This window comes from Sphingomonas sp. GC_Shp_3 (assembly GCF_026540945.1).
Classification (GTDB): Bacteria; Pseudomonadota; Alphaproteobacteria; order Sphingomonadales; family Sphingomonadaceae; genus Sphingomonas.
In genome coordinates this window covers 490,668-504,815 of sequence record NZ_JALNUT010000002.1, presented here as the reverse complement: position 1 = coordinate 504,815, position 14,148 = coordinate 490,668, and the positions used below count along the sequence as shown (strand labels likewise).

The window sequence follows — 14,148 nt, the reverse complement described above, 5'->3', positions numbered from 1 at the left end:
GTCACACCGCCTCCAGCTTGAACGTGTCGGCCGGCCCGGACAGCGTGTTCTGCGTCGCCCCTTCGGCCCGCGCGATGTAGCCCTTCGATTTCTCGACTTCGTTCGACAGCGTGGTGACGGTCGACTTCATCGAATCGAGTGCCTTCAGCTTGAACGTGTCGATCGCGTCCATTGTGTCGTAGATGTTCTGGAACGCGCGTTGCAGCGTCTCGACCGGGATGGTCGATGCGGCGGCCTGTTCGTGGATGCGCGCGGTCTGGCTCTTGAGCAGCTTGCCTGTCGAATCGATAATGTTGGCGGTGGTGGTGTTGAGCGCGGTGATCTGGTCGAGCACCAGTTTCTGGTTGGCCAGCGCCTGCGCGACGGTGACGGCGGTGCGCAGCGCCGAGACGGTGGTGGTGGAGGCGCGATCAACGCCTTTCACCAGCTCGACATTGTTCTTCTTGACGAGATCAAGCGCGAGATAGCCCTGCACCGTCACCGCCATTTGGGTCAGAAGGTCTTGGGTGCGCTGGCGGACATAGAACAATGCCGTCTCGCGGATCGCCTTCGCCTTGGCGGGGTCGCTGTGATCGAGTTCGTTCGCCTTGTCCTCAAGGCTCGAATCCATTTCCTTGGACAATACGATCATCTGTTCGAGCCGGCCCATTGCGGCCCACAGATTGGCACGTTCGATATCGATCGCGGCATTGTCCATCAGCAGCTCGTCCTTGCCGCTGGCCAGTGCCTTCAGGATCGCATTGATGTGCGTCTGCGAAGACCGGTATTTATCGAAATAGCTGGTGACGCCACCGCCAAAGATCTTGCCGAGCAATCCGCCCTTGCCCGAGATCAGGCTGCTGTTGGCGGCGGGGTCGAGCTTTTCGATCGTCCGGCGCAGCGCGGTGAGATCGGCACCGACGCCGCTTTCACCGTCCATCGCCTTGACCGGGCGGTCGAGGAAGCGGTTGGACTGGCCCGCCGCCTCGCGGATTTCCTTCTGCCCCATCGCCGCGATCTGATCGACGCGCTTGCCGAACTCTGGCGAGTTGACGTCCTGCGCGACGAGATCGCTCACGAACCCCGCCACCCGCGTCTGCAACTGCGTGCGGACCGTGTCGTCGACCGGCACCAGCCCCGCTGCCTTTTCCGGGGCGAGGACGGGCACCGGGTCGGGCGGGGTCAGCACCAGGCTCTGCTCGGTGGTCTGCGTATCGGCCATGCTCTCATCCTTTGCGGGATCGCCCGCGGTCTGACTGTGGTATGTAGATAACACGCTGGGTTTTGCAATCACTGGCTGCGTGCACTCTAGCCGGCTTCGTGGTCGGGTTGAAGCGCCAGCGGGTGCGCGATGGGCATGACTTTGCTCTCGCGGTACGACCGGGCTAGGGTGCGGCATTATGGCGCTGTTTTCCCTTCCCGCGATTTTCTCGCGGCCGTTCTTCGAGGATAAGGCGCGCGCCTTCTGGCGGCTGCAATCCGCCGGGTGGTCGGGCTATCTGATCCTGCGCAGTGTCTCCAGCCTGTCCAACGGGCAGGATATCTCGGGCGTGGTGCCGGTGATCGTCGAGTCGATCGTCGGCTATTGCATCACATTGCTGCTCGCCACGCTGTATCATTATTATCGCAGGCGGCGCCGGCTCACCTCCGCGATCCTGTCGATCATCACGCTCGCGGTCGCGACAGTGCTGTACTCGGTGCTCGACGCCTTCTCGTTCTCGTTCATCAAACTGGCCGATCCGGGGCTGAACCTCAGCCTGGTGCTCGGCACGATCTTCCTCAACTTCACGGTGCTGGCGGGCTGGTCGGCGCTGTATTTCGGGATCAACTTCTACCTGATCGTCGAGCAGCAGATGGACCAGATGGCCGCGCTGGAGAACACCGCCAGTTCCGCGCAACTGGCGATGCTGCGCTATCAGCTCAACCCGCATTTCCTGTTCAACACGCTCAATTCAATCTCGACCTTGGTGCTGCTCAAGCAGACCGAGCGTGCCAATGCGATGCTCAGCCGGCTGTCGTCGTTCCTGCGCTACACGCTTGCCAACGAGCCGACCGCGCACGTCACGATTCAGCAGGAGGTCGAGACGCTCAAGCTGTATCTGGAAATCGAGAAGATGCGCTTCGAGGATCGGTTGCGGCCGAGCTTCGATGTCGATCCGCGAGTCTCGCAGGCGCGGCTGCCGTCGTTGCTGCTTCAGCCGTTGGTCGAAAACGCGATCAAATATGCGGTGACGCCCAAGGAGGAGGGGGCCGAAATCAACGTCGTCGCGCGGTTGAGCGGGGATCGGGTGCAGATCGGCGTATCGGACACCGGGCCGGGCTTGCATGAAATGAAAGCGCGGGCAAGCGCTTCAACTGGCGTGGGGCTCGCCAATATAAAGGAGCGACTGGCGCAGGCTTACGGGCCTGACCACCGTTTCGAGACGCGTTCGATCCCGGGGGGCGGATACGGGATCGAGATTGAAATACCGTTCCAGTTAGAGGAACCGAAGAGAGAGGCCGCATGACGATCCGTACCATTTTGGTCGACGACGAAACCCTTGCTATTCAAGGGCTTGAGTTGAGACTGCAAGCGCATGACGATGTCGAGATCATCGAGAAATGCGCCAACGGCCGTGAGGCGATTCGCGCGATCAAGACGCACAAGCCCGATCTCGTCTTCCTCGATATCCAGATGCCCGGCTTCGACGGCTTCTCGGTGGTGCAGGGGCTGATGGAGGTCGAGCCGCCGCTGTTCGTGTTCGTCACCGCCTATTCCGACCACGCGCTGAAGGCATTCGAGGCGCAGGCGACCGATTACCTGATGAAGCCGGTCGACGAATCACGCCTCGCCGACACGCTCGACCGCGTCCGCCAGCGCCTTGCCGAAAAGCGTGGCGTCGAGGAGGTCGACCGGTTGCGCGAGGTACTTGCCGAGGTCGCGCCCGATTCGGTCGAGGATATCACCGACGGCGGCGATCAGGTATCCGCCAACCGGTTCGAGAAGCTCATCAACATTAAGGATCGCGGCCAGATCTTCCGCGTCGATGTCGACACGATCGAGCGGATCGACGCGGCCGGCGATTACATGTGCATCTACACCGGCGACAACACGCTGATCCTGCGCGAGACGATGAAGGACTTGGAGAAGCGGCTCGATCCGCGCCGGTTCCAGCGCGTCCACCGTTCGACCATCGTCAACCTCGATCTGGTGAAAGAGGTGAAGCCGCACACCAACGGCGAGTGCTTCCTGGTGCTGGGGTCCGGCGCGCAGGTGAAGGTCAGCCGCAGCTACCGCGACGTGGTCGCGCGGTTCGTACACTGAGGCACGACTCCACACCCAGCGTTCGTCGCGAGTGACGTCGAGGGACCACTCGACGTGCCGGTGTCTCGACACGAACGCTGGAAGAATTGCCGGAGACCTAGGATCAAACCGACCGCTGCAGTCCTGATCGCACCCGCGCTCCTTTTGGTGTCACCCGCCGCGCAGGCGCCTGCCGCGCCGGTTCGGTCCCGGGTGGTGGGTCTCTGCACCGTCGACGAGCGTCCGATCTTCTCGTGCAGCACTGGTCGTCAGACCGTGTCGGTATGCGCAGGCGCGGGTGGCGTACAGTACCGCGCCGGTAGGCCGGGTGCGGTAGCGCTCGCCTCGCCGGCGAACTCGGCAGACCTGTCCTATGCTAACACCGCCTATTCAGGCGGCGGCGAAAGTCAGGTGCGGTTCTTGCGCGGCGACTATGCCTACACCGTCTGGAGCGGTGTGTACCGGACCGGCTTCAAAACCACCAACAATCCCGAATTCCGGTCGGGTGTGATCGTCAGCAAAAACGGAAAGCCGTTCTCGACGCGCACATGCGTGGCACCAAGCGACGCGGTTCTAGACCTCGGCCTGGCCGAGCAGACCTTGCCGGCGGGCAGCTTCGTCGATCACGACTGAGGGTAGGTGGGCTTACGCCTCGTCGGCGGATGCCGCTTCATCGTCAGCCGGGCGCTCGAACCACGCCTCGACCTCGCCCGACAGCTTCAGCGTCAGCGGCTGGCCCTTGCGATCGACCTTCTTGCCGAGCGCGACGCGGATCCACCCTTCCGAGCGGCAATACTCCTCGACGTCGGTGCGCTGCTTACCGTTGAAACGGATGCCGATCCCGCGTGACAGCTTGGCCTCGTCGAAGAACGGGCTGCGCGGGTTGGACGAAAGGCGGTCGGGGGGCGTGTCGGTCATGATGGCGGGCCTCTTGGCGCAAAACGGTGCCGAACGCCAGATACGAAAACGGCGCGGGGGTTACCCGCGCCGTCTCGTCGTCCAGATCGCGTCGGATCAGTTGCAGACGCGAACCGGGATGTTCTCGCCGTAATACGGGTCCCAGCGATACGACGTCCAGCAGCGCGGGCCACGGTAATAGCCGTCGTAGTAGGCGACTGGCGGTCCCGCGTAATAGCCGCGATAGCCGCGGTCATAATAGCCGTCGCGGTAATAGCCGCGGTTGTTGCTCGCGATCGCCGCGCCGACGCCAAGCCCGATCACGCCGCCGAGCAGCGCCGCGCCGGCTGCGTTGCCGCCACGATAGCCGTGGTAGCCGCCATGATAGCCACCGCGATACCCGCCACGCCACTGCGCCTCGGCAGGAACGGCCGCAGTCAGTGCGGTCGCGGCGAGGGCAGCACCGAGACCGGCCTTCTTCAACAACGAGTTCATGTTGGTTCTCCTTGCATCCCAAAGCCCTTCCGCCTGTGGCAACTATAACGCCTCGGTGGACCAGCTTGTTGCAACCACCTAAACGAGTCGCGCTGAACGGGTCCGGAATGCGATGTTAAGCCGGCGTTTATTTACGCATCTCGCCGTCGGAGGCGCCTATCGTGTTGCCGCTGGAATTGCGCTCCGTCAGGCGCGGCCGGCCTGACACGCCGGCTGATCCGCGACGCAAAGAGGGCGTACCGTCCGACAGCATGACGAGAATGTCACACGCGGGTCAGCAACGCGACGCGGGGGATCGTCCATAGCTGTCATTTCCCTGTAACGCGCGGTAGCAAGCGCGACCGTCCGGCATCGCTCCCGTGCCGCCCGGTAAAACTGGAGCGTCAGTCAGCCTGTGTTCGCCACCCTGTCTCTCCCCGCCAAGTGGATCGCCGCGGGTCTAGCGCTGTCATTCGTCATGCTTGTGCTGCTGATGCGTAGCGCTGGCCTGTCGGTCGATCCGTGGAGCCCGAGCAACCTGCCCTTTGCCGCAGCCGCGGGTATTGCGCTCGCGCTGCGCGTTGCGGCGCTGCGTCACCCGGTGCCGTGGCTGGTGCTCGTCGCGCGAATCGCGGGCTATTACGCGGTGCTCACCGCGATCGTGCTGATCGGCGCGGTATCGACCTATCCGCTGGCGGCGTTGTCGCACGGCTTCAGTGATGCGGCGCTTCAGCGGGCCGACCGGATGCTCGGGTTCAACTGGGTCGGGCTCTACGAGACGGTGGCGGCACACCGCAGCCTGCAGCTGCTCGGCACCGCCGCGTATCGCAGCATCTACCTTACCCCGGCGGTGATCCTGGCTTGGTTCGCCTGGGAGGGTCGCAGTGATGAGGTGTACCGGTTCCTGGCGACGTTCTGGCTCGCGGCCTTCCTGACGCTGGCGCTCTACCCGCTGATGCCGGCGATCGGCCCGCTGTCCTACCTCTGGCATGGCGCGCTGCCCTATCTTCCCGAAAGTGAGATCTGGCAGCAGGGGCTGATCCCTGCGCTGCGTTCGGGCAGCGACCGTGTCGTCGACCTGGGCCATTTGCGCGGCATTGTCTCCGCGCCGAGCTTCCACACCGCCTCTGCGTTCATCTACATCGCGGCGGGATGGCAGATCGTGCGGTTGCGCTGGGCGGTGGTGGCGATCGACGTCGCGATGCTGCTGTCGACGCCGATCGAGGGTACGCATTACCTTTCAGACATGATCCTCGGCATGCTGGTCGCGCTGGTCGCGATTGCGGTGGTCGGCTTCATCGCCGCCGAACGCCGCCGCCCTGCCGCCCCGCATGGGCTGCGGCCGAGCCGGATCTAACGCTTCGGTCCGGACCGCGTTCATCCCAGCCGTCGCTTCGGGGGAAAAGCGGAACGGAGCGGCACGAATGTGGCGGCGCCGCGTTTGGCACGTTCAGCCTTGGGAGTTAGAACGATGCATCACAACCCGCCGATGCCAAAGGAGTCCATCTCTCCGTTTCCGCTGAAGGCAGCGCAATCGGCGGAGCTTCAGGACACGCGGCACGATCTGGCAAAACAGGCTGCGGCCAATCTGAAAGCGGCAAAGCCGGTGACGCAACCCGAAGGCGGCAGCCGCTTAATCATGAGCCTTGCCGCCGGCGCGGTGGCGGTCGCTGCCGCGATGCTGTACTTCAACCGTTCGCGCTAAAGCGGGGTAAACCGCCCGAAAGCATCACCGCTACGTCCGCTTGGGTCGAGCACATGGCCAGAAACCGGACGTTCGATCATGTTGAAATGTCCTCCCCTGCGAACCCGCACTGTCGTACAGCGCGGCTTCGCGGGGTAAACATGCCGCGTGGCCCCCTTAGAACAGCCCCGGCACGGCGCGTTGTGCCGGGCTTGGCCGGTTGGGCGCAACCAGCGTCTGCACCGGCGCATCCGCCGTGGTGAAGCGGATCGCATTGTCGTGGACAGACGCGCTCGCGGTGCTTGCGGTGGTGCCGATCGCGGTGCAGCTCTTGCCCTCGATGTAGTCGAGCGACTGGCGGATCGAAGCCTCCTGCGGGTCGCCGAGCTTGTGGGTGAGGTCGTCGCCCGCCTGACAGGTCTTCTCCATCGTCGCGGCGAGGCCGTTAAAGTAGTTCGCATTATGCGCCGCGTTCTGGAGCGCGAACGAGATTACGCGCAGCCGGTCGTCGCACGCCGCCTTGTCGAGCGCGATCTGGCCGACCGGCTTGCCATAGGTGTTGGTGCCGATCAGCGCGGCATTGGCGTGCAGGTACGGCGGGAAGGCGTTGATGACGAGTTCGCTCGCCGATGCGGTGCCGCCCATGCCGATAAAGGCGATCTTGGTGGGCGAGATCGACTGGGCTTGCGGGGCGAACAGGTCGGTCTCGTTCTCCGACGCCTTTTCCGGCCGGAACGTCTGATAGGCGAAGACGTCCGAGGTCGAGCGATTGCCGCCAAGCAGATTGCCGAGCACCTGCGCGGTCGAGAGCAAACCACCGCCGTTGTAGCGCAGATCGACGATCACCTCGGTGATCCCGGCCGCGCGGAACGTGGCGAAGGCGTCCCGCATCGCGCCTTCCGCCGGCGTGATGAACGTGCGCAGGTTGATGTAGCCGACCTTGTGCCCAGCATCGTTGATCACGCTCGCGCCGTAGCGGGTCGATACCGGCGCGACATCGTAGGTGGTCTTGGTCAGCGTCACCGTGCGGGTGCCGGCGGCATCGCCCACGCTCAGCACGCGCGTCGTGCCGTTGGTGTCTGGGCCGAGCGCATCGACCAGCCCCTGCGTCCCGCTCGTCGCCATGATGCTCGACACGCTCTGGAGGTTGGCGGCGCTCGTGCCGATCGCGAGGATCTCGGTACCCCGGTCGATCCCGGCGGCGAGCGCGGGCGCACCCTCGAACGCTTCGGCGATGAACAGCCGGCGCGCATTGGTGTCGGCGGTCAGCCGTACGCCCAGACCGGCGCTCGATCCGGATGCGTAATAGGCATTCTCCGCCGAGATCGACGTGACATAGGTGAAATAGCGGTCGCGTCCCTGCGCGCGCGCGGTGGCGGTAAGACCGTCAACATAGTCGGACAGCGTCGAATACGGCGTCGGGTCTAGGCTGGCGGGCAGCGTCTCGGGGAACAGATACCATTCGTTGAGCTGCGCCGACGCCCAGCTCTGCCGCTCCCGCAAGCTGCAGCCGGCGGCTGCGGTGGGGGTAGGGGTCGCAGTCGGGCTGGGCGTAGGGGTCGGCGTGCTGGCACTGGGCCCGGAGCCGCTACCGCCATCGCCGCCGCTGCACGACGACAGCATTGCGAGAACCAGCAAAGACGAAACGATGCGCCCACCAACCATGACATACTCCCCCTGTTGCGAGCAGCTTAGCCGATCATGTTGCGAAGGGAAGATGGCACGCACGGGCCGGGTCAGCGTGTCGGCGTTTCCAGCCCGATATTCATGTCGGTGAGCGGCGTGCCGGTTTCCGCGTCCACCACCACCGGGTGAATCGTGCGGCCGGTTGCTCGGTCGATCGGTCGGCTCGTCCCTTCGTCGCCAAAATGCGTTCGCGCCCAGCCGCCGAGCATCAGCAGGATCGACACATAGTCGCGCCCCGCCGCCGTCAGCACATATTCGTCGCGCGGCGGCCGCTCGCTATAGCGCCGCCGTTCGAACAGCCCGGCCTCGACCAGCGCCGAGAGCCGGCGGGTGAGGATATTGGGAGCGATGCCCAGGCTCTTCTGGAACCCATCGAAGCGTGTCTGGCCGAGCCCGGCATCGCGCAGCACCAGCATGCTCCATGCGTCGCCGACCCGCGCGATGCTGCGTCCGATCGCACACTGCCCACCGGAAAGTTTCTCTAAGTCCATTGCAAAGAGATAGTCATTACCTATTAAAACGCAAGTCACCTGGCGTCGTGCTGGGTGTCGAGGAGATCCCATGGCCCCCGTTCTCAACGAAACCGCGCTCGTCACCGGCGCATCCGCAGGTATCGGCGCAGTCTATGCCGAACGGCTTGCCGCTCGCGGTTATGATCTTATCCTCGTCGCGCGTGATACCGCCCGGTTGGAGGCGCTCGCCCGGCGGCTGCGTGACGGGACCGGCCGGACCGTTACCGTGCTGCGCGCCGACCTTACCGACTCTGCCGATGTCGCCACCGTCGCCACGCGGCTTGCCGATGATGCGGGCATTACGCTGCTCGTCAACAATGCCGGGATGGCGCTCGACGGCGATCTTCTCACCGCGTCGGCCGCCGATGTCGCGCGGATCATCGCGCTCAACATCACCGCGCCGACCCTGCTCGCGCGTGCGGCCGGCAAGGCGTTCGTGGCGCGCGCTGCCGCCGGTCAGGCAGGCGGCGCCATCGTCAACATCGCCTCGGTGCTGGCGCTGATGGCGGAGACGTTTGATGGGGTCTATTCGGGCAGCAAGGCCTATCTGCTCAACCTCAGCCAGAGCCTGGCCGCGCACTATGGCGACAAGGGGCTCTACGTGCAGGCGGTGCTGCCCGGCGCGACGCGCACCGAAATATGGGAACGGTCGGGCAAGGATGTCGAAGCGATGCCGGCGGAGATGGTGATGGCGGTCGACGATCTCGTCGACGCGGCGCTCGCCGGTTTTGATGCGCGTGAAACTGTGACGATCCCGCCGCTCGCCGATGCGGAGCTGCCGCGCTGGCAGGCGCTTGACACCGAGCGCCAGAACCTCGCCACGGTGCTGAGCCGCCGCGAGCCCGCCGCGCGCTACCGCACCCCGGCGCAGGCCTGAATATGTTGAGGCCCGCCGCACTGTGGTGCCGCGGGCCTCGTCATCATTATGTTCGTTTTAGCTACGTGCCGGTTATGACCAACATCGCAAGGATGGTGTCGGGCCGCCGCAGCAAAGCCGCGTCGTCGGACGCCGCTTGAGCGACGTCAGGCCGCCTTCGAGCGGCTCTGGCGCTTGCGCTCGTTCGGATCGAGATAGCGCTTGCGCAGGCGGATATTCTTCGGCGTCACCTCGACCATCTCGTCGTCGTCGATATAGGCGATCGCCTGTTCCAGCGTCATCTTCTTCGGCGGGGTGAGGCGGATCGCATCATCCTTGCCGCCGGAAGCGCGGAAGTTGGTGAGCTGCTTCGCCTTCATCGGGTTGACTTCGAGATCGCCGGTCTTGGCGTTCTCACCGATGATCATGCCCTCGTACAGCGCCTCGCCGTGGCCGACGAACAACACACCGCGCTCTTCGAGCGGACCCAGCGCATAGCCCTGTGCTTCGCCAAGGCCGTTCGAGATCAGCACACCGTTCTTGCGGCCTTCGATGGTGCCCTTGTGCGGGCCGTACTTCTCGAACAGCCGGTTCATGATGCCGGTGCCGCGCGTGTCCGACAGGAACTCGCCGTGATAGCCGATCATGCCGCGCGATGGCGCGGAGAAGGTGATGCGGGTCTTGCCGCCACCCGACGGGCGCATGTCGGTCATTTCGGCCTTGCGCAGGTTCATCTTCTCAACGACCGTGCCCGAATATTCCTCGTCCACGTCGATGATGACGACTTCGTACGGCTCGGTCTTCTTGCCGGCCTCATCCTCGCCGAACAGCACGCGCGGGCGGCTGATGCCGAGCTCGAAGCCCTCGCGGCGCATCGTCTCGATCAGCACGCCGAGCTGAAGCTCGCCGCGGCCCGCGACTTCGAAGCTGTCCTTGTCCTCGCTCTCGGTCACCTTGATGGCGACGTTCGATTCGGCTTCACGGGCAAGACGATCGCGGATCATGCGGCTCGTCACCTTGCTGCCCTCGCGGCCCGCCATAGGCGAATCGTTGACCGCAAAGCGCATCGACAGCGTCGGCGGATCGATCGGCTGGGCGTGGAGCGGCTCGCTCACGGCGGGGTCGCAGATCGTGTTCGAGACGGTCGCGGTGGTCAGGCCGGCGATCGAGATGATGTCGCCCGCGTTCGCCTCGTCGGTCGGCACGCGATCAAGGCCACGGAAGGTCAGGATCTTGGAGGCGCGGCCGGTCTCGACCACGTTGCCGTCGTTGTCGAGCGCATGGATCGGCATGTTGGTCTTGACCGATCCCGAATAGACCATGCCGGTGAGGATGCGGCCAAGGAAGTTGTCGCGGTCGAGCAGCGTCACCAGGAACTTGAACGGACCATCCGGATCGGCCGAGGGCGGCGGCACGTGATCGACGATCTTCTGGAACAGCGGGGTCAGCGTGCCTTCGCGGCGCGCGGGGTCCTCGCTCGCATAGCCGTTGCGGCCCGAAGCATAAAGCACCGGGAAGTCGAGCTGCTCGTCGGTCGCGTCGAGCGAGACGAACAGGTCGAACACTTCGTCAAGCACCTCCTGGATACGTTCGTCGGGGCGATCGACCTTGTTGACGACCACGATCGGCTTGAGGCCGAGCGCGAGCGCCTTGCCGGTCACGAACTTGGTCTGCGGCATCGCGCCTTCCGACGAATCGACCAGCAGGACGACGCCGTCGACCATCGACAGGATCCGCTCGACCTCACCGCCGAAATCGGCGTGGCCGGGGGTGTCGACGATGTTGATGCGGGTCAGCGTGCCGCTGCCGTCATCCCATTCGATCGAGGTCGGCTTGGCGAGGATGGTGATGCCGCGCTCTTTTTCGAGATCGTTCGAATCCATCGCGCGCTCTTCGATGCGCTGGTTTTCGCGGAACGTGCCGGACTGGCGGAACAACTGGTCGACGAGAGTGGTCTTGCCGTGATCGACGTGCGCGATGATCGCAATATTGCGAAGGCTCATGAAAATGCCCGATGCTTTGAGAGAGAAGAGATTGCGGGCGCCGATAGCTTAATTGGCGCCGGACGGGAAGGGGGCTGTCATAAAGCCTCCAAAACGAAACCGCCGCTCCCTTTCGGGAACGGCGGCTGTATCGCGTATCCTGATGCGTTGGGCGATCAGAATTCGACGTTGAGCGAACCACTGATCGTGCGCGGCGACCCGAGATAGGTGAACGGCACGCTCGTGTAAGAGGAGTTCGAGTTCCCCAGGTTGCCGACGTAATATTCGTTGAACAGGTTGGTGACGTTCAACTGGAAGTAGGTGCGGTCGTTGAGACCGGCCCAGCCCAGCGAGACGCGCGCATCTAGATCAACGACCGTATAAGCAGGCGCCTTGCTGCCGTAATACTGTGTCGTCGTCGGGTTGCGGATGTCGACGTTGCTGTACACCGGCAGATTTTGGTCGTTGATGTAGCGTGGTCCGGTACGCTTCGCTTGAATGCCGACGCTGAACGGTGCGACATCCACTTCGGCGCGACCACCGAACGTGTAGGTCGGCGCACCGGCTTCGCGCTTGCCCTTCGTGGCAAGGTAATAGTCCGCGCCGAGCGTGGTGCAGCTGAACGTGCCGTAGGTCACGTTTGTAGCGCCGCAGGTGCCGCCCAAGACGTTATCCTGAATTTCCGACTTCAGGTACGACCCGAACGCGTAGAGCGAGAGCGCCTTTACCGGCTGATACGAAATGCTGCCGTCGACGCCATACTTCTTGACCTTGCCGAGGTTGCGGTAGGTCGTCTGGTCGAGCAGCGGATCGTACGACGAGGCAAGACGGTTGGTGAAAAGCGAGTACCACGGGCCGACCTGCGCCTGGATCTTGCTGGTGGTGTAGCGGATGCCCGCATCGAAGTTGTCGGTCACTTCCGGCACCGGCGACTGGACGCCGACCGGGTAGTAGAACGACTGGTACAGGTTATCCGTACCCGGAACCTGCAGGCCCTTCGAGTAGCTGCCGTACACCTGGAAGGCGCCGGCGAACTTGTACTGGATGCCCGCGCTCGGCAACGCCTTGTTGTAGGTGAACTGGCGGAACTGAGGGGGGGCGAAGCCGGTCGGAACCGCATTGCCGGCAGCGTTCTGGGTGAAGTTGTACGGGCCGGTCGCGCCGTAGGCCGCTACCGTAGCCGCATCGCCGGCGATACAGGAGACGTTGCCGCTAACCGAGGTGGTGTAGCAATAGTTCTTCAGGTTGCGCTTGAACCACGGCACGCGCACGCCGGCAGTCAGCGACAGCGCGTCGTCGAAGAATTTGCCGCGATATTCGGCCGACGCCTGATCGAGCACCGCGTAGGAGATGCGGTTACGCTTTTGGACGGCGATGCCGTTCGAGGCGAGCAGAGGGCTGTTGAGCGGGAAGACGTCCTGCGGTTGGCCGTTCAGCAGCAGGTTGATGCCTTCGCCGCTCTGCCGGTGACGGCCGTAATCGTGCGAATAGGCGACGCGAACCGTCTGCGTGTCGGTGATGTCATAGCGCAGCGAAGCATTGATCGTCCAACGGTGCGTCACGGTCTGGCTAGTCTGATCGAGTTCGACCTTGTCTAGACGATCACCATCACCGTTCAGATCGCGACCGTAATAATAGTTGCCCGCGACGTAGCCGAGGTATCCGCCCGGGCCAGCCGTCTCGTTCGCGCTAACGCCATACGATCCGCCGTTTGCCTTGGTGTACTGGAAGTTCGGATCAACCGTGAGAACGAGGCCCTGCGCCAGAGTGAAGCGCGAGTTGATACGTACTGATCCCGTGTTCGATGGGTTTACGTTCTGTTCGTACAGCGTGCCGCAGGTGTTCGGGACATCGGCAACGCCGGCCTGCGGAACGTCGGTGGTGCAACGCGGGCTGTTGAATGCGAACGCTTCGGCGAGGCTGGATGGAATGCGGCCGCTCGACGTGCCGTTGACCGGCAATGCCGGATTGTTGACGAGCCGGAAATCGGGCGTGTTGTTATTGCGATTGACGTTGTAACTGCCGGCTATCGAGATGAAGTCTCCGTTGGAGCCGATCGGCTGATAGATCTTGGCGTCGTATTCGTCCTTCTTGATCTTGCCGAAGTTCGAGAAGATCACGTCGTTGATGGCATTGTTGGCAGAGAACCAAGCCTTGGTGCCCCACGGGGTAAATACGCCGGTGTTGACCAGGCCGAAGATTCGATGAAAGTTGAAGTCGCCAATCGAACCCATCAGGCGTGCATGGAAGTCGTCGGTCGGCGTGATCGTGCGATAGGCGACAGTGGAACCCGAGGCCGAGGCGGTCGGACTGTCGATGTCGGTCGAACCCAGCGTGACGTTGACTTGGTCGATCAGTTCGGGCGCGATCTGCTGGTTTGAATACAGCGCGTAGTTGCCGGTGTCGTTGGTCGGAATGCCGTCGATCGTCTGCGAGATACGATCCGGACCGAACCCGCGGATGGTCAGGCGGCCCCCCGACGAGCCATATGGATCGTTGTTCTGGAAACTGACGCCCGGCATCTGGTTGATGATCTCGTCGATCGACTGGCCGGGAACCTGCTTTTTAATGAATTCCTGCGTCAGCACCTGACGCGTCTTGGGTGTGTCGGGAATCTGGATGCCCGCAACGGAAGTGTTGCGCGAACCCTTAACGACGATATCCTGATTATCGATGTCGGCGGCGCCGGTCGTCTGGGCGAGTGCCGCGCCCGGGACAAGCAGCGCAGCCGTCGCCACGCTAAAAAGCAGTGTATTACGCATTGGGTACCCCTGTTATCTTATCGCTTTGGCGGA

General features: G+C 63.6%; 13 protein-coding genes. 6 read left to right on the top strand and 7 right to left on the bottom strand.

The annotated features are described in order from the left end of the window. Position 1: 1 nt before the first annotated feature. Positions 2-1,201 carry a toxic anion resistance protein gene (locus OXR00_RS08065; RefSeq protein ID WP_267387703.1) on the bottom strand — a complete coding sequence of 400 codons (1,200 nt, stop codon included), beginning with the start codon at positions 1,199-1,201 and terminating at the stop codon, positions 2-4. A 178-nt stretch (positions 1,202-1,379) separates the two neighbouring features. Between OXR00_RS08065 and OXR00_RS08060 the strand changes: the two genes are divergently transcribed. From OXR00_RS08060 to OXR00_RS08050, 3 genes are all read left to right on the top strand, one after another. Further along, positions 1,380-2,486: a histidine kinase gene (locus tag OXR00_RS08060; RefSeq protein ID WP_267387702.1), complete on the top strand. Its 1,107-nt coding sequence runs from the start codon at positions 1,380-1,382 to the stop codon at positions 2,484-2,486. Beyond that, positions 2,483-3,283, top strand: coding sequence for a LytTR family DNA-binding domain-containing protein (locus tag OXR00_RS08055; protein ID WP_242147625.1), 801 nt, complete (start codon positions 2,483-2,485; stop codon positions 3,281-3,283). The genes OXR00_RS08060 and OXR00_RS08055 overlap by 4 nt, the downstream gene beginning before the upstream one ends. 195 nt (positions 3,284-3,478) lie before the next feature. After that, positions 3,479-3,895, top strand: coding sequence for a hypothetical protein (locus OXR00_RS08050; protein ID WP_267387701.1), 417 nt, complete (start codon positions 3,479-3,481; stop codon positions 3,893-3,895). A 12-nt stretch (positions 3,896-3,907) separates the two neighbouring features. Here OXR00_RS08050 and OXR00_RS08045 read toward each other — a convergent pair whose 3' ends face one another. Together OXR00_RS08045 and OXR00_RS08040 are read right to left on the bottom strand one after the other, a co-directional pair. Then, complete coding sequence (locus OXR00_RS08045) at positions 3,908-4,180, bottom strand: DUF3297 family protein (protein ID WP_267387699.1); 273 nt, start codon at positions 4,178-4,180, stop codon at positions 3,908-3,910. Between the two features lie 96 nt (positions 4,181-4,276). Next, positions 4,277-4,654 carry a hypothetical protein gene (locus tag OXR00_RS08040; protein WP_267387697.1) on the bottom strand — a complete coding sequence of 126 codons (378 nt, stop codon included), beginning with the start codon at positions 4,652-4,654 and terminating at the stop codon, positions 4,277-4,279. Between the two features lie 394 nt (positions 4,655-5,048). Between OXR00_RS08040 and OXR00_RS08035 the strand changes: the two genes are divergently transcribed. Both OXR00_RS08035 and OXR00_RS08030 read left to right on the top strand, forming a co-directional pair. Continuing rightward, positions 5,049-5,990 carry a phosphatase PAP2 family protein gene (locus OXR00_RS08035; protein WP_267387695.1) on the top strand — a complete coding sequence of 314 codons (942 nt, stop codon included), beginning with the start codon at positions 5,049-5,051 and terminating at the stop codon, positions 5,988-5,990. A gap of 114 nt (positions 5,991-6,104) precedes the next feature. Beyond that, on the top strand, positions 6,105-6,338 hold the full coding sequence (locus tag OXR00_RS08030) for a hypothetical protein (protein WP_267387693.1): 234 nt from the start codon (positions 6,105-6,107) through the stop codon (positions 6,336-6,338). 156 nt (positions 6,339-6,494) lie between these two features. On the opposite strand, the gene OXR00_RS08025 is transcribed toward OXR00_RS08030, so the two are convergent. Both OXR00_RS08025 and OXR00_RS08020 read right to left on the bottom strand, forming a co-directional pair. Next, positions 6,495-7,982, bottom strand: coding sequence for a S41 family peptidase (locus tag OXR00_RS08025; protein WP_267387691.1), 1,488 nt, complete (start codon positions 7,980-7,982; stop codon positions 6,495-6,497). 71 nt (positions 7,983-8,053) lie between these two features. Next, a complete protein-coding gene (locus OXR00_RS08020; protein ID WP_267387689.1) occupies positions 8,054-8,494 on the bottom strand; it encodes a helix-turn-helix domain-containing protein in 441 nt (146 codons plus the stop codon). 70 nt (positions 8,495-8,564) lie between these two features. On the opposite strand from OXR00_RS08020, the gene OXR00_RS08015 reads away from it, so the two are divergent. Next, complete coding sequence (locus tag OXR00_RS08015) at positions 8,565-9,392, top strand: SDR family NAD(P)-dependent oxidoreductase (protein WP_267387687.1); 828 nt, start codon at positions 8,565-8,567, stop codon at positions 9,390-9,392. A gap of 146 nt (positions 9,393-9,538) precedes the next feature. Here the strand turns inward: OXR00_RS08015 and typA are convergent, their stop codons facing one another. Together typA and OXR00_RS08005 are read right to left on the bottom strand one after the other, a co-directional pair. Further along, complete coding sequence (gene typA / locus OXR00_RS08010) at positions 9,539-11,374, bottom strand: translational GTPase TypA (RefSeq protein ID WP_242147607.1); 1,836 nt, start codon at positions 11,372-11,374, stop codon at positions 9,539-9,541. A 155-nt stretch (positions 11,375-11,529) separates the two neighbouring features. Next, a complete protein-coding gene (locus OXR00_RS08005) occupies positions 11,530-14,115 on the bottom strand; it encodes a TonB-dependent receptor (protein WP_267387683.1) in 2,586 nt (861 codons plus the stop codon). Positions 14,116-14,148 lie beyond the last annotated feature (33 nt).

What these genes read in the sequence shown, in the direction of transcription:
- OXR00_RS08065 (WP_267387703.1), bottom strand. Translation starts at nt 1,201, where the DNA reads ATGGCCGATACGCAGACCACCGAGCAGAGCCTGGTGCTGACCCCGCCC.
- OXR00_RS08005 (WP_267387683.1), bottom strand. Translation starts at nt 14,115, where the DNA reads ATGCGTAATACACTGCTTTTTAGCGTGGCGACGGCTGCGCTGCTTGTC.
- OXR00_RS08015 (WP_267387687.1), top strand. Translation starts at nt 8,565, where the DNA reads ATGGCCCCCGTTCTCAACGAAACCGCGCTCGTCACCGGCGCATCCGCA.
- OXR00_RS08025 (WP_267387691.1), bottom strand. Translation starts at nt 7,982, where the DNA reads ATGGTTGGTGGGCGCATCGTTTCGTCTTTGCTGGTTCTCGCAATGCTG.
- OXR00_RS08055 (WP_242147625.1), top strand. Translation starts at nt 2,483, where the DNA reads ATGACGATCCGTACCATTTTGGTCGACGACGAAACCCTTGCTATTCAA.
- OXR00_RS08030 (WP_267387693.1), top strand. Translation starts at nt 6,105, where the DNA reads ATGCATCACAACCCGCCGATGCCAAAGGAGTCCATCTCTCCGTTTCCG.
- OXR00_RS08045 (WP_267387699.1), bottom strand. Translation starts at nt 4,180, where the DNA reads ATGACCGACACGCCCCCCGACCGCCTTTCGTCCAACCCGCGCAGCCCG.
- OXR00_RS08020 (WP_267387689.1), bottom strand. Translation starts at nt 8,494, where the DNA reads ATGGACTTAGAGAAACTTTCCGGTGGGCAGTGTGCGATCGGACGCAGC.
- OXR00_RS08060 (WP_267387702.1), top strand. Translation starts at nt 1,380, where the DNA reads ATGGCGCTGTTTTCCCTTCCCGCGATTTTCTCGCGGCCGTTCTTCGAG.
- typA (WP_242147607.1), bottom strand. Translation starts at nt 11,374, where the DNA reads ATGAGCCTTCGCAATATTGCGATCATCGCGCACGTCGATCACGGCAAG.
- OXR00_RS08040 (WP_267387697.1), bottom strand. Translation starts at nt 4,654, where the DNA reads ATGAACTCGTTGTTGAAGAAGGCCGGTCTCGGTGCTGCCCTCGCCGCG.